This is a genomic window from Flavobacterium album, assembly GCF_003096035.1.
GTDB lineage: Bacteria > Bacteroidota > Bacteroidia > Flavobacteriales > Flavobacteriaceae > Flavobacterium > Flavobacterium album.
Map to the genome: position 1 here is coordinate 3,143,928 of NZ_CP029186.1, position 21,537 is coordinate 3,165,464.

At 42.9% G+C, this 21,537-nt stretch carries 25 protein-coding genes, 1 other RNA gene and 1 pseudogene; 17 read left to right on the forward strand and 10 right to left on the reverse strand.

All coding sequences use genetic code 11. The features are described from left to right. Positions 1-82 precede the first annotated feature (82 nt). An RNA gene (gene ffs, locus HYN59_RS14320) (signal recognition particle sRNA small type) lies at positions 83-180 on the reverse strand. A gap of 88 nt (positions 181-268) precedes the next feature. On the opposite strand from ffs, the gene HYN59_RS14325 reads away from it, so the two are divergent. Next, complete coding sequence (locus HYN59_RS14325) at positions 269-1,339, forward strand: glutaminyl-peptide cyclotransferase (RefSeq protein WP_108778935.1); 1,071 nt, start codon at positions 269-271, stop codon at positions 1,337-1,339. 128 nt (positions 1,340-1,467) lie between these two features. After that, on the forward strand, positions 1,468-1,938 hold the full coding sequence (locus HYN59_RS14330; protein ID WP_108778936.1) for a hypothetical protein: 471 nt from the start codon (positions 1,468-1,470) through the stop codon (positions 1,936-1,938). A gap of 49 nt (positions 1,939-1,987) precedes the next feature. Here HYN59_RS14330 and HYN59_RS14335 read toward each other — a convergent pair whose 3' ends face one another. After that, positions 1,988-2,545: a fasciclin domain-containing protein gene (locus tag HYN59_RS14335; protein WP_108778937.1), complete on the reverse strand. Its 558-nt coding sequence runs from the start codon at positions 2,543-2,545 to the stop codon at positions 1,988-1,990. Between the two features lie 371 nt (positions 2,546-2,916). Between HYN59_RS14335 and HYN59_RS18365 the strand changes: the two genes are divergently transcribed. After that, complete coding sequence (locus tag HYN59_RS18365; RefSeq protein WP_281261167.1) at positions 2,917-3,048, forward strand: hypothetical protein; 132 nt, start codon at positions 2,917-2,919, stop codon at positions 3,046-3,048. Here HYN59_RS18365 and HYN59_RS18370 read toward each other — a convergent pair. Together HYN59_RS18370 and HYN59_RS14340 are read right to left on the reverse strand one after the other, a co-directional pair. Further along, entirely contained in the window at positions 3,045-3,173 is a 129-nt protein-coding gene (locus tag HYN59_RS18370; protein WP_281261168.1) for a hypothetical protein, read from the reverse strand. The genes HYN59_RS18365 and HYN59_RS18370 overlap by 4 nt on opposite strands. A 386-nt stretch (positions 3,174-3,559) precedes the next feature. Then, positions 3,560-3,940, reverse strand: a complete 381-nt coding sequence (locus HYN59_RS14340; RefSeq protein WP_108778938.1) for a hypothetical protein — start codon at positions 3,938-3,940, stop codon at positions 3,560-3,562. Between the two features lie 150 nt (positions 3,941-4,090). On the opposite strand from HYN59_RS14340, the gene HYN59_RS14345 reads away from it, so the two are divergent. Together HYN59_RS14345 and HYN59_RS18110 are read left to right on the forward strand one after the other, a co-directional pair. Further along, positions 4,091-4,957: a bestrophin family protein gene (locus HYN59_RS14345; protein ID WP_108778939.1), complete on the forward strand. Its 867-nt coding sequence runs from the start codon at positions 4,091-4,093 to the stop codon at positions 4,955-4,957. 143 nt (positions 4,958-5,100) lie between these two features. After that, the gene (locus HYN59_RS18110) at positions 5,101-5,271 is read left to right on the forward strand and encodes a hypothetical protein (RefSeq protein ID WP_181369443.1); all 171 of its coding nucleotides are present in this window, start codon (positions 5,101-5,103) and stop codon (positions 5,269-5,271) included. Here the strand turns inward: HYN59_RS18110 and HYN59_RS14350 are convergent, their stop codons facing one another. Further along, positions 5,272-6,375, reverse strand: a complete 1,104-nt coding sequence (locus HYN59_RS14350) for a serine hydrolase domain-containing protein (protein WP_108778940.1) — start codon at positions 6,373-6,375, stop codon at positions 5,272-5,274. A 205-nt stretch (positions 6,376-6,580) separates the two neighbouring features. Between HYN59_RS14350 and HYN59_RS14355 the strand changes: the two genes are divergently transcribed. Both HYN59_RS14355 and HYN59_RS14360 read left to right on the forward strand, forming a co-directional pair. Next, positions 6,581-7,225 (forward strand): hypothetical protein, encoded by a 645-nt coding sequence (locus tag HYN59_RS14355; RefSeq protein WP_108778941.1) that lies wholly within the window; start codon positions 6,581-6,583, stop codon positions 7,223-7,225. A 137-nt stretch (positions 7,226-7,362) separates the two neighbouring features. Continuing rightward, on the forward strand, positions 7,363-7,917 hold the full coding sequence (locus HYN59_RS14360; protein ID WP_146185950.1) for a hypothetical protein: 555 nt from the start codon (positions 7,363-7,365) through the stop codon (positions 7,915-7,917). An 88-nt stretch (positions 7,918-8,005) separates the two neighbouring features. Here the strand turns inward: HYN59_RS14360 and rho are convergent, their stop codons facing one another. Then, entirely contained in the window at positions 8,006-9,874 is a 1,869-nt protein-coding gene (rho, locus tag HYN59_RS14365; protein ID WP_108778943.1) for a transcription termination factor Rho, read from the reverse strand. Between the two features lie 185 nt (positions 9,875-10,059). On the opposite strand from rho, the gene HYN59_RS14370 reads away from it, so the two are divergent. The 3 genes from HYN59_RS14370 (at position 10,060) to HYN59_RS14380 (ending at position 11,841) form a co-directional block, all read left to right on the forward strand. Further along, positions 10,060-10,482: a DUF4293 domain-containing protein gene (locus HYN59_RS14370; RefSeq protein WP_108778944.1), complete on the forward strand. Its 423-nt coding sequence runs from the start codon at positions 10,060-10,062 to the stop codon at positions 10,480-10,482. A gap of 124 nt (positions 10,483-10,606) precedes the next feature. Beyond that, positions 10,607-11,230 carry a peptidase associated/transthyretin-like domain-containing protein gene (locus HYN59_RS14375; RefSeq protein WP_108778945.1) on the forward strand — a complete coding sequence of 208 codons (624 nt, stop codon included), beginning with the start codon at positions 10,607-10,609 and terminating at the stop codon, positions 11,228-11,230. A 2-nt stretch (positions 11,231-11,232) separates the two neighbouring features. Beyond that, complete coding sequence (locus tag HYN59_RS14380) at positions 11,233-11,841, forward strand: outer membrane beta-barrel protein (RefSeq protein WP_108778946.1); 609 nt, start codon at positions 11,233-11,235, stop codon at positions 11,839-11,841. Here the strand turns inward: HYN59_RS14380 and HYN59_RS14385 are convergent. Beyond that, positions 11,838-12,335 carry a metallophosphoesterase family protein gene (locus tag HYN59_RS14385; RefSeq protein ID WP_108778947.1) on the reverse strand — a complete coding sequence of 166 codons (498 nt, stop codon included), beginning with the start codon at positions 12,333-12,335 and terminating at the stop codon, positions 11,838-11,840. The genes HYN59_RS14380 and HYN59_RS14385 overlap by 4 nt on opposite strands. Before the next feature lie 152 nt (positions 12,336-12,487). On the opposite strand from HYN59_RS14385, the gene HYN59_RS14390 reads away from it, so the two are divergent. The 7 genes and pseudogenes from HYN59_RS14390 (at position 12,488) to HYN59_RS14430 (ending at position 19,495) form a co-directional block, all read left to right on the forward strand. Further along, positions 12,488-13,330 carry a hypothetical protein gene (locus HYN59_RS14390; protein ID WP_108778948.1) on the forward strand — a complete coding sequence of 281 codons (843 nt, stop codon included), beginning with the start codon at positions 12,488-12,490 and terminating at the stop codon, positions 13,328-13,330. Between the two features lie 219 nt (positions 13,331-13,549). Beyond that, entirely contained in the window at positions 13,550-14,284 is a 735-nt protein-coding gene (gene truA / locus HYN59_RS14395; RefSeq protein ID WP_108778949.1) for a tRNA pseudouridine(38-40) synthase TruA, read from the forward strand. 15 nt (positions 14,285-14,299) lie between these two features. Then, positions 14,300-16,056 (forward strand): annotated as a pseudogene (locus HYN59_RS14400) (ABC transporter ATP-binding protein). 105 nt (positions 16,057-16,161) lie between these two features. Next, on the forward strand, positions 16,162-16,458 hold the full coding sequence (locus tag HYN59_RS14405; RefSeq protein WP_108778950.1) for a hypothetical protein: 297 nt from the start codon (positions 16,162-16,164) through the stop codon (positions 16,456-16,458). Positions 16,459-16,530: 72 nt separating this feature from the next. Beyond that, entirely contained in the window at positions 16,531-17,919 is a 1,389-nt protein-coding gene (gene lpdA, locus HYN59_RS14410; RefSeq protein WP_108778951.1) for a dihydrolipoyl dehydrogenase, read from the forward strand. A gap of 713 nt (positions 17,920-18,632) precedes the next feature. Beyond that, the gene (locus HYN59_RS14425) at positions 18,633-19,166 is read left to right on the forward strand and encodes a nuclear transport factor 2 family protein (RefSeq protein ID WP_108778954.1); all 534 of its coding nucleotides are present in this window, start codon (positions 18,633-18,635) and stop codon (positions 19,164-19,166) included. Between the two features lie 131 nt (positions 19,167-19,297). Further along, positions 19,298-19,495: a hypothetical protein gene (locus HYN59_RS14430; protein WP_108778955.1), complete on the forward strand. Its 198-nt coding sequence runs from the start codon at positions 19,298-19,300 to the stop codon at positions 19,493-19,495. 54 nt (positions 19,496-19,549) lie between these two features. Here HYN59_RS14430 and HYN59_RS14435 read toward each other — a convergent pair whose 3' ends face one another. The 3 genes from HYN59_RS14435 to HYN59_RS14445 all read right to left on the reverse strand — a co-directional run bounded on the left by HYN59_RS14435 (position 19,550) and on the right by HYN59_RS14445 (position 21,372). After that, positions 19,550-19,780, reverse strand: coding sequence for a hypothetical protein (locus tag HYN59_RS14435; protein WP_108778956.1), 231 nt, complete (start codon positions 19,778-19,780; stop codon positions 19,550-19,552). An 8-nt stretch (positions 19,781-19,788) separates the two neighbouring features. Then, entirely contained in the window at positions 19,789-20,163 is a 375-nt protein-coding gene (locus HYN59_RS14440; RefSeq protein WP_181369444.1) for a porin family protein, read from the reverse strand. Positions 20,164-20,232: 69 nt separating this feature from the next. Continuing rightward, positions 20,233-21,372, reverse strand: a complete 1,140-nt coding sequence (locus tag HYN59_RS14445) for a cysteine desulfurase family protein (protein WP_108779753.1) — start codon at positions 21,370-21,372, stop codon at positions 20,233-20,235. Between the last annotated feature and the right edge of the window lie 165 nt (positions 21,373-21,537).

A 21,537-nucleotide genomic window follows, 5' to 3' on the forward strand; every position in this document is an offset into this window, starting at 1 on the left:
CTCTCTATTTCGGTTCAAAGATAATTTCGTTTGCCCTAAAACAAAAAAATCCCCTTGCGGAGATCGTCTTAAAAAAAGAAAAAATGGCAAGCGATCTACATCGCACCGCTACAACCACATACCTTTGCTGTGTTCCCACCCTGGAGGAGTCTGCAGGAGCTGGTCGTGTAGGACTTGCCGGTGCAAATATACAATCTTTTTGTATTTTTGCAAACCAATTGCACGTTATAAAATTCATTGTATATTGGCACTATTATTTTACATAACCATGAAAAAACATAACTTATTAAAGTTCACATTATTGACAGGGGCTACACTGGCACTTTCAAGCGTATTAATTATTTCGTGCAATGATGAAAAAAAATCATTTGAGATAGATCTTACCGATGTGAAAGAGCAATATAAGGCAGATGAGACCGTATCGCTCGTTATTGCAAACCCTAAAAACGATGCTATAGACTCCGTAGCTTATACCGCTAACGGCAAGCGCATCGGCAGTGTAAAAGGCAATGCTAAATTTGAATTTAACCTGCAAGGATCAAAATTTGGCTACCAGGAAATAAAGGCTATGGTCTATACGGATGGCGACAGTAGTGAGGCTACTGCCAGGATCGAGGTGGTATCAAGCGTTAAGACGCAACTGGTAAACTTTGAGGTTGTGAATACCTATCCGCACGATACCGAATCCTATACACAGGGACTGGAGTTTTACCGCGACACCCTGTTTGAAGGTACGGGCCAGTACGGGAAGTCGACACTTCGTAAAAACAACTACAAAACAGGAGAAGCGTATAAGCGCATCAGCCTTGATGGCAAATATTTTGGCGAAGGCGTTACGATCTTCAACAACAAAGTGTACCAGCTTACCTGGAAAGAAGGCACCGGATTTATTTACAACCCGGATAACCTGCAAAAAGAGAAAGACTTTGCCTACTTTAAGGACGTACAGGGATGGGGGCTTACACACGATGATAAATACCTGTACATGAGCGACGGTTCTGAAAAGATATACAAGCTTGACCCGGTAACGCTTAAAGAGGTGGACTATATCAACGTTTATACCGGCGGCACTAAGGTAAAATCGGTTAACGAACTGGAATGGATAGACGGCAAGATATACGGCAACATTTACCAGGAAAACGCTATCGCAATTATAGACCCAGCTACGGGCGCTGTTGAAGGCGTAATGAATATGACGAGCCTTAGCGACCAGGTAAAAAACCCAAGCAGGGATGTACTGAACGGTATTGCCTACAACCCGAAAACAAAGACCATTTTTATAACCGGAAAGAACTGGGATAAGATGTTTGAAGTAAAAATAAAAAATAGTTTTCAATAAATTTGAATTATGGATTCATTATTTGATGTAATTATAGCGTTTTTAGATGCTATATTTCACAGAAAAAATAACCCTTCGAATTGATCATAAAGCTGCCTTCGGGTGGCTTTTTTTATTAAATTAGAAATATGAAACACCTTATACTCAAACTGGTATTGCCGCTTACACTGTTTTCCTTTATTTTCGTTACCAAATGGTCGTATGTGCAGGTAGAAGACGGCCCTGACGAAATGTTGCACGGTTTCCCGTTACCCTACCGCTGTCCGGGCTGGCATACTTCTTTATCGACCCAGTATTTCCTTACCGAAATGGCATTTGACCTGCTGGTGTACTTTCTGTTCTGGCTAATTCTCATTTATCTTGTAAATAGATTTGTGCTTGTCTTAAAGCCGCATAAATTCACCGTGATCGTGCTGTGGTTCGTTACAGCGCTCACGCTTTGCCTGCCGGTATTACTCGCCACAATGCCCGACAACATGTTTATCACCAAAAGGGATTTCAATTATGAGGAAATTGATACCGGTGTACAATTCATGTGGGAAAGTGAATCCAAACCGGACTATTATAAGTACTTTCCTGAAAAGCAACCAGGTAAATAAAAAAGCCTCCATTAAAAAATGAAGGCTTCAGTAACCAACAAACCATACATTATTTATGCATCAACACGGTATCGATAACATGTATCACACCGTTTGACTGGTTTACATCAGCGATAGTAATTTTGGCTTTACCGCCTTTTTCGTCCATGATCCAAACGTCTTTTCCGTCCATCATAAACCATAGTTTTCCACCCTGTACTGTAGTTACTTCAGCTTTACCGCCGCCTTTTTTAATAGCAGCCATAACATCGGCAGCGCTCCAGTTACCACTCACCACATGGTAAGTAAGTACGCCCTGCAGCATTTTTTTGTTTTCAGGTTTTAAAAGGGTTTCTACAGTCCCTTCAGGCAGCTTGTCGAAAGCGGCATTGGTGGGAGCAAACACTGTGAACGGGCCTTTACCCTGCAACGTTTCTACAAGACCGGCAGCTTTTACAGCAGCTACAAGCGTAGTGTGGTCTTTAGAGTTCATGGCATTCTCTACAATGTTTTTTGTAGGGTACATAGCTGCACCCCCTACCATTTTTGTTTTCTGTGCGAATGATGCTGTTCCGGCCATCATTGTAAATGCAACTAAAGCAACTGATAAAATTTTTGAAACTTTCATGATTGGATTATTAAATGTTATAACTCCAATTACGCCTTGTTGAACTATCCGGTTTTGTAGGAAATGTAATTTTTAGAAAAGATTAACTTTTTGGCACCACACTAAAAACAATGCTTTTTAAACCGTTACGGATTTTACCTGATTTTGTAAAACAGGTAAAACCACGTGGAAAAATCTGAATTAAATTTTGATACTTTGTAGCTACAAAATAATTATAATTCTATGGCCGATTTTTCAAAATCAGACCTTAAGTACACTACGTACAGCTGGAACACTGCTGAGGATGATAACAAAACGATAGAGGGATTCCCGGACAATATCCCCTGAACAGGGCTGAAGGCTACGAAGTCCTCTATTTTATAAAACGTTACATGAAGCACAGGAATTACTCCCTGCCTTCTACTTTTGAGAAAATAGAAGAAGCCCTGTGGACACGCGTACCCCTTGACAAACGCACCCACAGGAACATAAAAGAATGGCTTGAAACGAAGTATACCTTTTAAACCCCGGCTGTTATAAGCGCGAACTTGTCTGAAGCATCTATAACGGTAGCCTTGTTGCTTCCGTAAAGGCAATTGGCCGCCTTTTTGAAAATAGCCGATTTGGCCTCGCCCTTATTGAGGTACATATTTAGCAGAACATATGTTTTAAACTTATCCTCTCTCTTAACATACGACTGCAGCTCTTCGGAAATACCGGTATCGTTTCTGCGGCTTACAATTTTCGCCCTGCCCCCGGCAATGGCAGCCGCAACTTTGCCCCAAAAATTTCGGGATTATTAGTACGGCCCGAAAACTTAAATTCCCTGCTTTCGGGAAGTTGTAAAACCACAAAGTAATTTTCCATTATAGTAAGATTTACTATGTGGTTACGCATGGATTTGAAATGCGGTTTTCTATTTAATATTTAATTAACTATTGTTCAGGCACCACTATTTACAGGTTAAAGTAGACATGAAGTTGCCGAATACATCAATTTTCGGCAGAAGTAATTGTTTGAAACTAATAGGTTTTGTCAAGCCCCAGATACTCCACAATTCCAAGGCTGTATTGATTGAAAATCAAAATATAAAGCCCTGAAAACCACGCTTAGCAAACAAATTTTGGCTATCGGGCCGGCAGCTTCATTATTACCTGAACTCATGGAAAACCCAATTAGAAAAGGTATACCGATCATAAAAAATGGAAAAACAAAATAAGCGCCTAAAGCATATGCCGAATCGCTTAGCTTGTAACTAAGGAATATTGGTATATAAATTATTGCCGAAAGCAAAAAACCAAGGCCATAATCCTTCGGATTGACATTTCCTGCAAGGATTGATTTGATAGTCTTCACAGCAGCATTGATAAACATGAATATTGCCCCCAGGATAAATGGTAATATAATTAATCCCATATTAAAATTTAATTGATGGCAAAACTACGTTATATTATGAGTAATGTATTAAGATCCCTGAAGATCTTTTATTTCAGGTTTGATAACCATAAAAACTCTTTGCTGCAGGATAATTTTAGAGTAGTTTTGGTTTAACTAATAAAATACAACATGATATCCTACGATCCGAAAGAGTGGTTTTCGTTCATATTCCAATTTCATAAGGGCGATACGTTCCGCAAGCTTATCCCTATAATGGCAGGCATTGCTGTTTATTCAGGCATTATTGCATGGCTCGAGATCGAATACTGGCAGCTTTCGGAAACCAGCCATGTAAAGAATATCACCGTCATGCATGCCATGCTGGGTTTTGTTATCTCCTTGCTGCTTGTTTTCCGCACTAATACGGCCTACGACCGCTGGTGGGAAGGCCGCAAGATGTGGGGTGCATTGGTAAACAACAGCCGCAACCTCGCTATAAAAATGGCAGTGATGCTAAAAGACCCTGCCGATAAGGAGCTTATGAAAAAACTAATACCTGCCTATGCTTCGGTACTCAACATGCACCTGAAGAATGCCGACATCAGCCACGAATTGTTTGATGATGCGATACTGGCCGCTGACCATTATAATCATAAGCCCAACCAGATCGCCAAGACCATTATGGCCCGCGTTAATGATATGTATAAAGAAGGTAAGATCACCGGCGACCAGCTTATCCTATTGACAGAAGAATTGCGTTCATTCCTCGATATCTGCGGTGCCTGCGAGCGCATCAAGAACACGCCTATACCCTACTCATACAGCGCATTCATTAAAAAATTCATTTTCTTTTATGTCATGACGCTGCCTTTCGGATATGTGTTCCAGTTGGGCTATTATGTAATCCCGGTGGTAGTATTTATTTTCTATGTACTGGCGAGCCTTGAGCTTATCGCCGAAGAAATTGAAGATCCTTTCGGCACCGACCCGAATGACCTCCCACTGGAAAAGATCGCCGAAACCATCAGGAAAAATGTGGAGGAGTTGATTTATTAAATGGTAGAGGTCGGAAGTCCGAAGTCGGATGCCTGAGGTGAAGACTTCAGACATCGGACTTCGGACACCCGACATCTTTACCACCAATTTAACAGAAACCGGGAATATAATCCATACCTTCATTTATTCTAAAATGAAGCGCCATGAATCATGATAAAAAACCATCAGAAGGCACCACGAGTGCCGATGATAATGTGAACAACAATGCCCATTATTCCGGTTCAGGGGAAATTACCCGCGATGATGAGCGCGATCGCAACGACAGCACTGAAGACTGGGATGCTGAGGACAGCCGCACAGGACGCAATAAGTAATTAATACTTAGCGGCCAGCGAAGCGAATAAGCCATCCCAATCAGTATTTCCGTGGTTTTTACCAAGCCTTACAATGATGAGGTTCTTCGCAGGATTTACATAAATATATTGTCCTAAGATACCCTTAGCAGAATAACTTCCATCGCCGTTAAGCCACCATTGATTGGTGTATTCCTGATTGCCGGGTGTCGGCGTAGTAGACTCTTTAACCCATTGGCTGCTAACGATCTGCTTTCCATTCCAGTTGCCTTTGTTAAGGTACAGCCTGCCTAACTTCGCAAAATCTCTTGCCCTTGCATTGATGCAGCAAAATGTTTTTTCGAGTCCATCCTTCTTTTTGTCGAGGCTCCAGGTGGCATCATATTCCATACCCAAAGGCTTCCATAGCTTTTCTTCAAGATAATTCGTTATGGTTTTGCCTTTCAGCGCCCGCTCAAGAACAAGGCCTAACAGCTGGGTATCGCCACTGCTGTATTCAAATTCACCACCGGGCGCATGGGCCAGCTTCCTGCGCTTTATGGCACTGCGAAGGTTTCGTCCGTAATAATAAGTCGCCGCGTCGCCAAAAGGGTTCACATAGCTCTCATTGAACCTGATACCGCTCTTCATATCCAACAGGTCTTTAATAGTCACCTTTTCAAGGCCGTCGTGGTTTAGTTCAGGAATATAATTTACCATCGGCTCCTCTATTGATTTGATAAGTCCATCGTCCAGGGCGCATCCTATCAATATCGATGTTACTGATTTTGCCATGGAGAAGGATGCCACCACCGATTCCTCATTGTAGCCGCTGAAATATTTTTCATACTGGATGCTGTCGTTTTTAATGATGATAAAGGCAACCGTATTGCTGTTTTTCAGGTAATCATCAAAAGTGGTCTCTTTATTTCCGACAGTAAGCGTTTTAGGAGCTTTTGGCTTTTTAGATACCGCATAGTGGAATTTTATCGAGTCGGACTTCGCAGTGCGTGACGGGAAGATCTTGTGGTCGGTGATATTGGCAAAATTGTAATAAACAAAACGGCCTATTGTACAGGATGCAAAAAGCATTGCAACACTGAACAGGCATAAAAGGTTTAAGCTTCGGGAAATGTACTTTTTCATCTTATTATTGCAGGGTTATAATACAAATATGGACAAAAATATTTATCCTGAGTGAAATAGAGGAAAAGATATTACCGCAGATTCCACTACTGCACACTGAGAGACATTAAACCTGGCCAAATAAAATTTGGCATACATCGTTATCTATTATAGTTTTGACATAAACTGGCAAAATTTTTGTTACTTTGTTCTCAAAGATCATTTTATGAAATACATCTTTATACTCCTTGCAGCAATTACGTTTACCGGCGCACGGGCCCAGCTCGATAGCGGTACGGGCGGTATTGCTATTCCGCGGAGCAAGACTACTGTACCAAAGGCCGCGCCAACCATGAGCGCGGCAAGCCCATTTTCGCGTAATAAGGAAAAAGCGCCGACGAACAGTACCGCACCGAAGATCGGCGAAAAGGAAAAGAACTTCAGTATGTTCCAGAAAAATGATTTTGTGAGCCGCAGCAGCGAATACCAGGACCGGGTAGAGATACGTGAAAGAGGCGAATCCAACGAGGCTTATAAAGGGAACAAATATTTTGGTGAGGTGCGTACCAAATCGAAATTCGTACAGGTATTGGCGCGCGATTTTGAATATGCCGATGGCGACAGGATAAAAGTACTGGTAAACGACCGCGTTGTAGTTGCCGAAATTATACTCGACAATAGCTTCAGGGGCATACAGATAACCCTTGACCAGGGCTTTAATAAAATCGATTTTGAAGCGCTGAACCAGGGCACCTCCGGGCCGAATACCGCCGAGTTCAGGGTTTTTGATGACAAAGAGCAGGTAATATCTTCCGACCAATGGAACCTGGCAACAGGGTTTAAGGCAACTGTCATGGTTGTAAAGGAATAAATCATCTTTTGTTTATGCTAAAAAATTTATTTTTCCTTATTGCTTTTATCACCTGGTTTTCCGCAATTTCACAAGATAAAGAAGCTACTCTTTATTTTAAGGATGGAACCAGCATATTGGGATATGGGGAAATAAAGATGGAAAATAAAATTTTAAAGCTGCTACAGGGCGGAAAAATCTTTTTTAAGATCAGTAAAGATGACAAACCTGATGAATGGGATGGCGAAGATGTAGACAAGATAGTTTTCTCCGGTTATGATTTTTCAGAGACTACCTACCAATTTGTAAAGGTTACCAAAGATAGCGAAACATATTACGCATTATTGCAGCTTATTAGCGAAGGCGAAGTGAGCCTTTATGCTACAATCGATCCCAAACCTGATAAAAAACGTTACCGCACAACTACACGCTTTATGGGCGGGCAGGGATTTTCAGGTATGCCTACTGTATCAACCACCGAAATGGAATATGAACCATACTATTATGTAAAGAGGACTGATGAACCCAAGCTAACCAGCTTCATTGGCAATAAAAAAAGAATAGCTGAATATTTCAAGAATTGCCCCGGTATCGTAAAACGGCTTAAATCCAATGAATTCGGCGTAAAAACCCTTGAGCAGATAGTAGAATACTACAATGATTTTTGCGGAGAAAATTCGCAGGACAGCGATCCAGAAGCTGATAAAGATTAAATAAAAAGCCCCGGTTGGGGCTTTTCCATTTTATAAGCTAAAGTTATTGTAAAGACTCAAAACCTAAGTTTCTCAGTCCCTAAGAATCTTAATCATCATTCATAGAAATAAGGAATTCTTCATTGTTCCTGGTTTTCTTGAAACGGTCGTTGATGAAATCCATCGCTTCCACAGGGTTCATATCGGCAAGGTATTTCCTCATGATCCACATGCGCTGTATCGTCTTGGCATCAAGAAGCAGGTCATCACGGCGTGTGCTTGACGAAGTAAGGTCAATAGCAGGGAAGATACGCTTATTGGCAATCTTCCTGTCCAATTGGAGTTCCATGTTGCCTGTACCTTTAAATTCTTCAAAGATCACCTCATCCATTTTAGAGCCGGTATCGGTAAGCGCTGTAGCAATGATACTAAGCGAACCGCCGCCCTCGATATTACGGGCAGCACCAAAGAAACGTTTTGGTTTCTGTAACGCATTGGCATCTACACCGCCGCTCAGTACTTTACCGGATGCAGGCTGTACCGTGTTGTAAGCCCTTGCAAGGCGCGTAATCGAATCAAGCAATATTACCACATCGTGTCCACACTCTACAAGGCGCTTGGCTTTTTCAAGAACGATGTTCGCTACTTTTACGTGACGGTCGGCAGGCTCATCAAAGGTAGAAGCAATAACTTCTCCCCTAACGCTGCGCTGCATATCGGTAACCTCTTCCGGCCTTTCGTCGATAAGCAATACGATAAGGTACACTTCGGGGTGGTTGGCCGCAATAGAGTTAGCGATATCCTTAAGCAGCATGGTCTTACCTGTTTTAGGCTGTGCCACAATCATACCCCTCTGCCCTTTCCCTATTGGGGAGAACAGGTCGATGATCCTTGTAGATATAGTGCTCTGCCTGTCGGCAAGGTTGAATTTTTCTTCAGGGAAAAGCGGTGTAAGGTGCTCGAAAGATACCCTGTCGCGTACCACCTGCGGGTCGTGGCCGTTTATTTTGTTTACTTTTACAAGAGGGAAGTATTTCTCGCCTTCTTTTGGAGGACGAACCACACCCTTTACGGTATCGCCGGTTTTTAGGCCAAATAGCCTTACCTGCGAGTTCGAGAGGTAAATATCATCGGGAGATGCAAGATAATTATAATCCGACGAGCGAAGGAAACCATAACCGTCAGGCATCATCTCAAGAACGCCTTCACTTTCTATGATGCCTTCAAATTCATAATCAGGCTCGCGGTAATTTTGCTTTTTTTGTACGTGAGGCGTGTTGGTGGCAACATCGGCATTCTGCTGTGGCTGCTGCTGTTTGTCTTTATTGCCCTTATAGCTCGGATGATTCGGGTTATTGGCATTAGCCCTTTCTATCTGTGCCTGTCTTTCTTCTTCGGTAAGCTGCCTTTTTGGCTTATTTTCGCCAGCTGCTTCCGGCTTGTTCCTGTTCTCTTTGGCAGGTATAATGATTTTCTTATTGTCCTCCTGTGCCCTTTCCGCTTTCGGCTCGGCCTTTACTGGCGTTTCAGGTGCAGCTTCAGCAGGTTTAGCTTCAGCTTTTTCTTTTATTATGCGGGGTTTTGGCTGGAATTCCTTTTTTGCCTCAACCGGGTTTTCAGTAACTGATGGTGTTTCATTTATATCATTCTGAGGCAATTGCTCTTCCGAAGGTGCCGGAGCAGCTTCAACAGATTGCTTTGCTTTCGGCCTGATAATTTCTTTCCTGTCATCCGGATTTTTCGAGATCCTTAAACGTTTGCCTTTTTCAGAAGGCTCAGCAGGCGTTTCTTTCTCTGCTACCGGGGCAGCTTCTTCAAAAAGTGGTTTTATGATGGCCGGGTTGGCAGCCTGGTGGTCTAAAATCTGGTAGACAAGCTCGTCTTTTTTTAAACCTCTGTATTTGTTAATTTTTGCTTTTTTTGCAATTTCCTGAAGCTCAGGAAGCTTCATTTCTTTCAATTCGGAAATATCAAACATGAATAATCTTTGAGTTAAATTAAATATCGTAAATCAAATGTTGGTAAGGATATTTTTTTGGGAATAGAATACTTCGCAGAATGAAGTATTTATGGTTTTGTACTGCAATATTACAAATTTATTTTTAGTACGCAATAGTATTTTTTTAAAAAGAAAACATATTTTTGTGCTGCGAATAAATCGGTATGTTACAAAGAATACAAACCATATATCTTATTATAGCTTTTATAGCGGCGGGTGTGCTCCCCTTTGTTTTCCCGTTGTGGACAACGAAGAACGGCGAGCATTATTACTTTATTAAGAACCTGGCTTACGTGGCTTTGTTCGGGTTGAGCACCACGCTTACGGTTGTTAGCATACTAACATTTAAAAAAAGGAAAAAACAGTTTGTCATGGGCAGGCTGAACATAATATTAAATTTAATTTTATTAGGGTTATTTGTTTATCAGTCGCTAAATGTATCCGGAGAAACCGATCCTGCGTTGATCGTTTCAGAGAAGGGTATTGGGATCATCCTCCCGATTGTTTCTATCGTTTTTTTAAGCCTTGCCAATAAGGCTATCAAGAAGGATGAAGATCTCGTAAAATCAGTAGACCGATTGCGATAAACCTCTTAACTTAGTTTATTAGTGCGTAAGAATCCCGCCCCGGCGGGATTTTTTATTTCCTTTTTTTCTTACCACTAAGCAACCCGAAACGTTTTTCGGTATCTTAGTTGAAAAACCAACCGTTATGAAAAAACTACTACTGGCACTATTCGTTGCCGGAATGTCGGCCGGGTGCGGTATCGATTACCTGGGTTCAACGAAGATCATATTCGAAGGCCGTGTTACCAATCCTGCCGGCGAGCCTTTGGAAGGTATTAAAGTAAGTACCAATATTTCCAACAGTGAAACCAACGACGAGATAAGCTACGACTTTACCGACAGCAACGGAAATTACCGGATGATCTTCCCGAAGGCAGCAGAAAAAGTAGACATTCAACTTTTCATCAATTCTGATGAAGCTAACACAGAACTTTCTCAGACCGTGATAAGCAATATAAGTTTTGATGATGTGGAAGACTACACCATTGATTTCGGCACAGAGTCCCTTTACCAATCCCAGGGTTCTGTTGCGTTTCATATCGACATACAAAATAATCTACCCAGAAAACTTCAGGTATTAGGCATGATTGCATACAAAAGGATAGATTATCATTTTGAAGGCCTGCCTAATGATCCGGGTTATGGTTATCCTACCGACTTTTTTGTTGCTCCCAACCAGGTACTCACCCTGAGGATCATGGATCCCGAAGGAAATATCCAGGAGGTGCAGGTACCCATTGGCGAAGAAAATGTAACCTATACACTGTAATTATGAAAAGGCTATTATTGATACTTACCTTGATAATAGGTTATTATTCCTTTGCGCAGGACACATTAATGAAACCAATGGAGCGCCCAAAACCGGAGTTACGGAAAGAATATTTTAAAATCTACCGCATATTTCCCATCGCTATCGGGAATAATGTGCTCGCAAAAGCCAATGACCCAAATGGGGGCATCGGGATTGGGGTGACTTTTTACAGTTTTGAAAAGCTGCATATTATGGGGCTTTATGAGTTTTCCAGCTATAAGGTGACCGACCCATCGCTTGCTGCCAATGTGGAAAATACCAACCTTGCCAATCTGGGCCTTGAGGCGCTTTATAAGATACCTGTCGCAAAAAACCTTTGCATTAACCCAAAATTCCTTGTGGCGTATATGACCGTTACGCAACGCGCCCAAGGCAACCGTTATGGCCGTCAGGAAGGATTCGGTTTTTCACCCGGTTTTGATGTGGACTACAAAATTTACGGAGCTTTCCGTGTATTTGCAGGAATGAATTACAGCATATCATTCCCGGAAACCCATACCCGGGACGACTACAGGTCATTCTTCGGGGTGTTGCAGCAACTGAACGTACAGGTCGGAATTAAGTTTTAACCCCTCTTCCCTATCTCTATCACTTCGAGGTTCTGTATTTTATCGCCCTCGATTTCAAAGCGCAGCATGGTACGCACCTGGTGGAAACCGCTTACTCCCGCCGCACCGGGATTCATGTGGAGGAGACCCAGCTTTTGGTCGAATTGAACCTTCAGAATATGCGAATGCCCACAAATGAATAGTTTGGGCGGATTAGCCTGTAACTCGCTGCGTACGGCCTGGTTGTATTTGCCGGGATAGCCGCCGATATGGGTTATCCATACATCAACGCCTTCGCAGAAAAAGCGGTTGTTAAGTGGAAATTCAAGCCGGGCCTCATTGCTGTCAATATTGCCATATACAGCGCGTAAGGGCTTTTCCTTTTTGATTGCATCGGTCACGGAAAGGTCGCCGATATCCCCTGCATGCCACACCTCATCGGCCATGCGTACATATTTTAAAATGGTATCATCGATATGGCTATGGGTATCGGAAAGCAGGAGGATCTTTTTCATAGTACAAAAGTAATAAAAAGTCGGCCCCCTAGCCCCGAAGGGGGAACTCCACTCTTGCTAAAAATTACTGTATTGCACGGAAAAACCTGAATTTCAAAGTTTTAATGACTGTGCGAGAATTTTGATATATTCGTATCGTTAAAACAAACTTGATGAAACTATCATATTATATATTGATCGCGGCCTTTTTTATAATTACAGGATGCAAAAAGACATCGGAGGCTGAGGAAGTTTCGGTTTTACCTGCAACTGACACCATTCCAAAACCGGTTTATGATGGTTACGATGGCGACCGCCAGGCAGAAGATACCAGGATAGTTTATCCGTCTTTTGAAGTGGTGTTTCACGGATTTGCAGGCTATGACGTTGACCGTAAGAACGGTAAACTATACGGCGATCCGGACGATGTGGAATTAAGGCTTGCCAATAACGGCCTTAAGGAAGCGCTCATTGCTAAAAAGGACACCGTCATGTTGGGTGAGTCGCCCGAATATACAACAGAAAATAAGCTTTTAGAGATCATATCCAAAAACCAAGACGATAAGTTTAAAGTTTCCATGTATTATACGAGTTCGCTTAATGAAGTATTTAATGATCGCGGGCTTTCAACAAAAGAGATTGAAAAGGCATACGAGAACGCTGATAAGTATAATGAGATTACAAAAGAAATAGCGCTAAGGGACTCACTTGGCTTTTTCAGGACAATAACACTTGAAAGTTCCACTGATGAGGCTTTTGAGAAAGAAAAAAAATTTAATCCCGGCCAGCATTATTACGATGAAGACCTGAACAGGGTAAAACGTAAATACAACATTAATGATACAGTAGTTCTGATGAATGGCGGCGACTACGGCGACAGAAAGGTAACCCTTGTCAGGAAAGGTAGACTTTTTGAGTATACGTATGACTCCTATATAATAAAAATAGAACGTTATAACAAAGGGCAATTAGCGGAAACGAAGTATATTGAGATCATGATTTCTTATGGATGCTAAGTTTTCTTCACAAAACGGCCCCAGCCTTTAGCCCCGACCGCGCCGGTATCCTGCCATAGCCTGCGAAGACAGATAAAGGCAAGGGCGGGACGGCGTGTAGCAATTGCACCGGTGATCGTGATCCTGAAATAAAGATTATACCAAACTAATAATTTAACGCAGAGTGTAGATTCCCTCTTTGGGGGTTAACTGGCTTTTTTCGTATCTTTGTTCCCTGTTATGAGATATTTTATAGAGTTCGCTTACAATGGGAAAAACTACTGCGGATGGCAGTACCAGCCGCATAGCCCATCGGTACAGGAAACACTCAATAAGGCGCTCTCCCTCCTACTTAGAAAACAAATTGATGTGGTTGGCGCAGGCCGCACCGATGCCGGCGTGCATGCCCGGCAGATGTTTGCCCACTTTGACCATGAGGAAATTGCAAATACTGATATCCTTGTACAAAAACTGAATTCGTTCCTGCCAAAGGACATTGTGGTATACCGCTTTATCCCGCTGCACAATGATGCCCACGCCCGCTTTGATGCCATTAGGCGTACCTACGAGTACCACATCCACAGCTTTAAGGATGCTTTTGACCATGAAGGAAGCTGGTACCACTTCCATCACCTGGATGTTGACAGGATGAATGAAGCCGCGCAGGTTTTGTTTGACTATATTGATTTCAAGTGCTTTTCGAAAACGCATACCGATGTGAAGACCTTCAACTGTAGGATCATGGAAGCGAAGTGGGAACAGCAAGGAACCAAACTGGTATTTACCGTTAGCGCCGACCGCTTTTTGCGCAATATGGTACGCGCTATTGTGGGAACGCTTGTCAATGTAGGATTGGGAAAAATAAGCACAGACGATTTCAGGAAAATAATAGAAAGCCGCGACCGCAACCTTGCTGGATTCTCGGTCCCGGCACACGGATTGTACCTCACGAGGGTAATTTATCCGTACCTTTAAGCCATCAAAATTGCTATGAAAGCCAAAAAGACGACATCATTAAAAAAGGTAATGCAGTTTGCAAAACCTTACAGGGCCCGCTTTGTTTGGGTCATCATATTTGCCATAACGCTTTCCATTTTCGCAGCGGTAAGGCCTTACCTGCTCAAGCAAACCGTAGATGCCTACATATTGCACAAGCACGAAAGCGGCCTGCTATATTCTGTTGGGCTAATGGCTGCAGTGCTCCTCTTTGAAGTAGCATCGCAATTCTATTTTGTGTACTGGGCCAACTGGCTCGGGCAGGATATTGTAAAGGACATCCGCGAAAAGCTATTCGGGCACATCAGCAGTTTCAGGATGAAATTTTTCGATAATGAAGCCGTGGGCCGCCTGGTAACGCGTACCGTGTTCGACATTGAGTCCATTGCAAAAATATTCAGCCAGGGATTGTTCATGATCATCAGCGACCTGCTGAAAATGCTTGTGGTGCTCGGCGTTATGTTTTACATGAACTGGAAGCTTACCCTGATCGTAATGCTCGCCATGCCGGTACTGGTTTTTGCCACACGCATTTTCCAGAAAAAGATGAAGGGCGCATTTGAGGAAGTGCGTGCTCAGGTAGCTAACCTCAATACCTTTGTTCAGGAACGCGTTACGGGAATGAAGATCGTACAGCTCTTTAACCGTGAGGATATTGAGTACGAAAAGTTTAAGCAGATCAATAAAAAGCACAACGATGCATGGCAAAAGAACATATTGTATAACTCCATCTTCTTCCCTATTGCCGATACGATCTCGCAGCTTACACTGGGTTTCATCATCTGGTACGGAAGCATGAGCATCCTCAACGGCGAAAGCATCACCTCATCGGGAGACCTGTTTGCTTACATCTGGTTCATTGGTATGCTCTTTAACCCGCTAAGGCAGATCGCCGATAAATTCAACGAGATGCAAATGGGCATCATCGCATCCGACAGGGTTTTTGAATTACTGGAAATGGAGGAACTGATACAGGAGTCGGGCACCATTGAAGCCGGACATTTTAAAGGCGAATTGCAATTTGAGAACGTACGCTTCAGCTACCTTGAGGGTGAAGAAGTGATAAAAGGCATTAACCTTACGGTAGATGCCGGGTTACAATAGCCATTGTAGGCGCTACGGGTGCAGGGAAATCGACTATCATTAACCTGCTGAACCGCTTCTACGAAATTGACAGCGGAAAGATCACTATAGACGGTACAGACATCAACGCGTTTACCCTCGACAGCCTTCGCAAACAGATAGGCATTGTGCTGCAGGATGTATTTCTTTTTGCCGATACCATCCTGAACAACATCACACTAAACGACTCCTCTATTTCACGCGAAGATGTAATTGATGCGGCCAAAGCTATTGGCGTACATGATTTTATCATGAGCCTGCCCGAAGGATATGACTATAATGTAAAGGAACGCGGTGTGATGCTGTCGTCCGGCCAGAGGCAGCTTATCGCGTTCCTGAGGGCTTATGTGAGCAACCCAAGCATCCTTATTTTGGACGAGGCAACATCGTCTATCGACACGCATTCGGAAGAAATGATACGCACGGCCACAGATAAGATAACCCAAGGCAGGACATCCATCGTTATTGCTCACCGACTCGCCACCATAGTAAATGCCGACAAGATCATCGTGATGGACAAAGGCCTTATTGTAGAGTCGGGTACGCATTATGAACTGATCAACCGTGAGGAAGGGTATTACAAGAATTTGTATTATTCGCAGTTTGCGGTGGAGTCGCCTAATATGTAAGAAAAATTATGGCGCCGGTTAAACCAAATCGTTGTTTTTAAGTCATAGCAGAAATATTACCTTACAACACGTTATATCCCGAATCAACCTATAATTTGATTTACTATGAGGCTATTTTTCAGAATATTCGTATTGGTGCTTATGGCAGAAACCTTCCTTGGCCTGCTTTCTTTACTGTTGGAAACCAAAAGCGCTGATTATGCTTTTTTAAACGAAATAGGCAGTGTCATCATGTTTTTCCTTTCCCTGCCATTCAACCTTGTAGCGCCGGGATACCCTTACTATACCCCGGAATCGGAGTCAGGGCTTATCGTTGCACTCCTGGTAGCATTGACACTGATAATCCATACATCGGTAATTTATTTGTTGTATAAGGCGGTGACGCGGCCGGAATTCAAATAAGGCGAAACATTTTAGTATAACCAAATAAATACTTATTTTCGTAGCGCAAATTAAACAGCAAATTATATACTGATGAAATACGATATCATTGTTTTAGGCAGCGGCCCGGGCGGTTATGTAACTGCCATAAGGGCTTCGCAATTAGGATTTAAGACTGCAATTGTAGAAAAAGAAAGCCTTGGCGGCATCTGCCTTAACTGGGGCTGTATCCCTACCAAAGCGCTCCTGAAAAGCGCGCAGGTTTTTGATTACCTGAAACATGCTTCTGACTACGGGCTTACCGTAAAGGAATTCGATAAGGATTTTGGTGCCGTTATTGCACGCAGCCGCGGTGTTGCCGATGGCATGAGCAAAGGCATCCAGTTCCTTATGAAAAAGAACAAAATCGACGTTATTGAAGGCACCGGAAAAGTGAAGCCGGGCAAGAAAATGGACGTTACCGATAAAGACGGCAAAGTGACCGAATACAGTGCCGACCATATCATCATCGCTACGGGCGCACGCTCGCGCGAATTGCCAAACCTTCCGCAGGATGGCAAAAAAGTGATCGGCTACCGTCAGGCTATGGTGTTGCCGGAGCAGCCAAAGTCTATGATCGTTGTAGGCTCGGGCGCGATAGGCGTTGAGTTTGCACACTTCTATAACTCTATGGGAACTCAGGTGACTATAGTTGAGTTCATGCCGAACATCGTTCCTGTTGAAGATGAGGATATCTCAAAACAATTTGAGCGTTCGCTGAAAAAAGCGGGCATCAACATCATGACCAATTCTTCTGTTGAGAAAGTGGATACTTCGGGTAATGGCGTAAAAGCTACCGTAAAGACTGTCAAAGGCGAAGAGATCCTTGAAGCGGATATCCTTCTTTCTGCTGTGGGCATCAAATCGAACATAGAGAACATTGGCCTTGAGGAAGTAGGCATCGCTACCGACAGGGATAAAGTATTGGTAAACCCGTACTACCAGACAAACATACCGGGGTATTATGCTATCGGCGATATCGTTCCGGGACAGGCTTTGGCACACGTTGCCTCTGCCGAAGGTATCCTTTGCGTAGAGAAGATTGCAGGCCTGCACGTTGAGCCGCTTGATTATGGCAACATTCCGGGCTGTACGTATGCTACCCCCGAGATCGCTTCTGTTGGCCTTACTGAAAAACAGGCTAAAGAGAAAGGCTATGAGCTAAAGATCGGTAAGTTCCCGTTCACCGCATCCGGAAAAGCGAAAGCTGCGGGTACTCCTGACGGTTTTGTAAAAGTGATATTCGATGCCAAGTACGGCGAATGGCTGGGCTGCCACATGATCGGCGCCGGCGTTACCGATATGATCGCTGAAGCTGTTGTAGCAAGGAAACTGGAGACTACCGGCCATGAGATCATCAAGTCGGTACACCCACACCCTACCATGAGCGAGGCGATAATGGAGGCTACCGCTGCTGCTTATGATGAGGTGATTCACATATAGTTAACAGCCTGCCTGCCGGCAACGGCAGGTCGCAGTCGCAGTTTTCAGTGATTGCGTAAATAATATAAATCCGTCCTGAAAATTCAGGGCGGATTTTTTATATTTATAAGATGAAAGAATCTCAATTTTTCCATTTTTTGATACTATTTTCATTTGGGATATGCCTTGTAGCAATAGTTAATATCGTTTCAAGCTATTATTATAAAAAGAAACAAGTCCGGTTACTGGGTCTTATCGGTAACAATTATGTTTTTAAAAAAGAAAAGATAAAATGTGAAGTTTATAAATCCGGAGCAAAGAAAGCAGGCTATCGTTTTAATCGTTGCGACCTTTATATCCTTGATGGTGCTATTGTAATAACCGGCTATATAATTTTTTAGGAGCAACGATGTATTCTTCTTCTGTAATCCTTACTACAAAACCTGAAGAATATTTTCAATATATCGGCTTGGCTGAAATTATAAAGCCCAATAAGATCAATCCCGATTCCTTTGGCGGAAGCGTCTATGTAGATATTGGTGAATCAGGCTGGCAGACAACTAATATCAATATAATACTTAAGGGATTAAGTGATAGCGAAAAACAATTCTTCAGGAACTTATAAATATGTTTATTCTCTAACTTAATTTTTCAGGGCGGACTTTATTTCTAAATTTGATAACCATCATACAGGACTAAGGCAAAATTGCTATTTTAGCATAAACAACCAATCAATGAAAAACACCTTTTCAATTTTGGCGCTAATCCTGATGGCTTTTATAACGGGATGCGGAAAAAAAGAAGCCGAAAAAACAGCAGTTGAAACGACCAAAGAAATGCCATCGGATAAAGAGACTGCAAAAAAAGAAGTCATTGCATTGATGGATACGTTTCATAACGCGCTTAAAAGCAAAAATGGAGCCGGCTTCAAAAACCTGCTGGACAAAGATGGCCTGTATTGCGGCACCGACCCCACTGAAATTTATAACCGCGATACGTATGCCGAAAATATGGCAGAGGCCCTGAACGACCCCACGCTTGGCACTATAGCCTATACTGTGGATACCCGCGAGATAAGGGTTGACGAAACCGCTACTGCAGCGACGATAATGGAACAATATAAGATCGCCCTTTTCAGCCCGGAGATCCCGTGGAGGCTGGTAAGCCATGCCGTTAAAAAAGACGGCACCTGGATCATCGACTTCTTAAGCTTTACGCTGGTGCCTACCAATGCCCAACAGGACAAAATGAACAAGGCCGTTTTATAAAAGGTATACTATATATTCTTTTACATTCGATTTTAGAGCAGCGTGGCCATAGCCTAAACAATTCTTAGGGGAAAGTTATAGTCTTTTTGCTGTCAAATCATTTGCACTACCTTTAATGTAAATGATATAGTATGAGCCGTAAACTAAAGAAAAAAGCTAAAAAGAGCAGCCACAAAAAGAACAAGCTGGGTGTAAAAAATTCTCTTGTCAATAATATCAACGCACGAAAAAGAAAAGGGATCTCGAGAAAAAAGAAAGACTCGAAAATCTCTAAAACGTCTTATAAAAAGATGAAGAAAAACTGGGGCCGAAAAAAAAAGAAAAAATAAAGAGCCATAAAAAAATCCGCCGGAGCGGATTTTAAATTATAGTATGCGATGTGATTACAGTAAAAAATTGATCCCTACATTTATAGCGCTCCTGGAGTTCAGGACCGGACTGTCATTATTATTCTTAAAAACGTCGATAACTCCTGCCTGTTCCTGGTATTCGATGAATATCTTTATATAATCCGAAACCGGTATCTTCACACCCAATCCGAAGGCAAGCCCGGCATCGGTGTCATTGAAAACATCCTTTACATCGGTATTAAATGTTGTTTCTTTCGCACTCATTAAAAAGCCTACATAACCCCAAAATTCAGGTACCAGTTATTGGTACGCCCAAAATGCCAACTGGCCATTACCGGTATCGTCAGGTAGTCCGCATTGATATCTGTGGTGTAGGTACGCCCGCGGTCATCATCGATAAGGTCGTTATCCCACCCTTTTCTGTCATAGGTCAGCTTTGCCTTTATACCCCAGCTTTCGGAGAAATAATATTCTGCAGAGCCGGCAAAGTTATAGCTGTAGTTGGTATCCATTGTACCATAATCGCTCGAAGTGGACGTACTGAAATTAAGGCCTGTATTAAGCCCGAATTCTACATTCCCTTTAGACTGGGCATTTGCCGTGTAAATTCCTGCCATAGCCAGCAGGCTGAAAATAATTTTTTTCATGTCTTTGTTTTTTGGGAAATGTAACAAAATGTATGCCATCAAATTCGTGTTTGTACAGATACGGGAGCGTCAGACTGATTTCAGTGCCTCTATAAGGAGGTCGATATCTTCCCTGTCATTGTAGTGGCTGAAAGAAATACGCAACGACGGTTTTCCTATTTCGTCGGCAGGCAATAACTCCTTAAGTACATGCGAGGGCTTTATGCTCCCCGACTGGCATGCGCTGCCACGAGAAACGGCAATACCTTTCATATCAAGATGGAAGAGTATCATCGAGGTTTTGTCTTCGCCCATTGGCAGGAGGACATTAATAATATTGTAAAACAATCCGGTACCATCGCCATTTGTATGCCCGTTTATTTTAAAACCGGGCTGATGTATAGCCAGTTGTTCAACAAGGTAATTTTTCAGGGATGTGATATGCGCCCTGTCTTTTTCAAGGGTGCCGTAGGACAGCTGCATCGCCTTTGCCATTCCGGCCACCTGGTGGACGGCTTCGGTGCCTGCCCTTTGCCCCTTTTCCTGTTCCCCGCCGTACAGCATTGGGCGAAGCGCGGTATTTTTCCTGACAAATGCAAACCCCACTCCTTTTGGCCCGTGGAATTTGTGCGCACTTGCTACTAAAAAATCCACCGGAAGGTCCTGCATATCGAACCTTTCTTTACCAACGGACTGTACAGCATCGGTATGGAATAACGCTCCTGCCTGCCTGCAGATACGTCCCGCCCTGGCAATACCAAGGATAGCGCCCGTTTCATTATTCACATGCATAAGGCTCACCAGTGTAGGCATATTATCCGACAGCAAATCAACAAGATGGGTAAGGTCGGCTGCGCCACTGGGAAGCAATCTTACATAATCTACAGCAACACCATATTCTGCGCTTATGGCTTCAACGGTATTCAAAACGGAGTGGTGCTCGGTACGGCTGCTGATGATCCGCTGCACTTTCAGGTCTTTTACCGCACTTCTTATGATCCAGTTATTAGCCTCTGTGCCACCCGATGTGAAAATGATCTCGCGGGCTTCGGCGTTAATCAGGGATGCGATGGCCTTGCGGGAGGTTTCCAGCACCACCTTAGCGCTTCGGCCGATAGCATGAGTTGAAGAAGGATTGCCGTAATTTTCGGCCATCACGTGCGTCATCTCCTGAATCACTTCGGGGTGAATGGCTGTAGTGGACGCATTGTCAAGGTAAACTTTTTTCATCATGGCAAAATTACTGAAAAATACGCAGTAAATATATTTACAATACCGCCGATATTATTGCTTTAATACAACATCCTGCATTATATCCCGTTGTGTTTACAGGATAAAATCAGTTGTTATAAGTTTAATCGGTATAATACGCGTTCCTCTTTTTTATAATGCGGA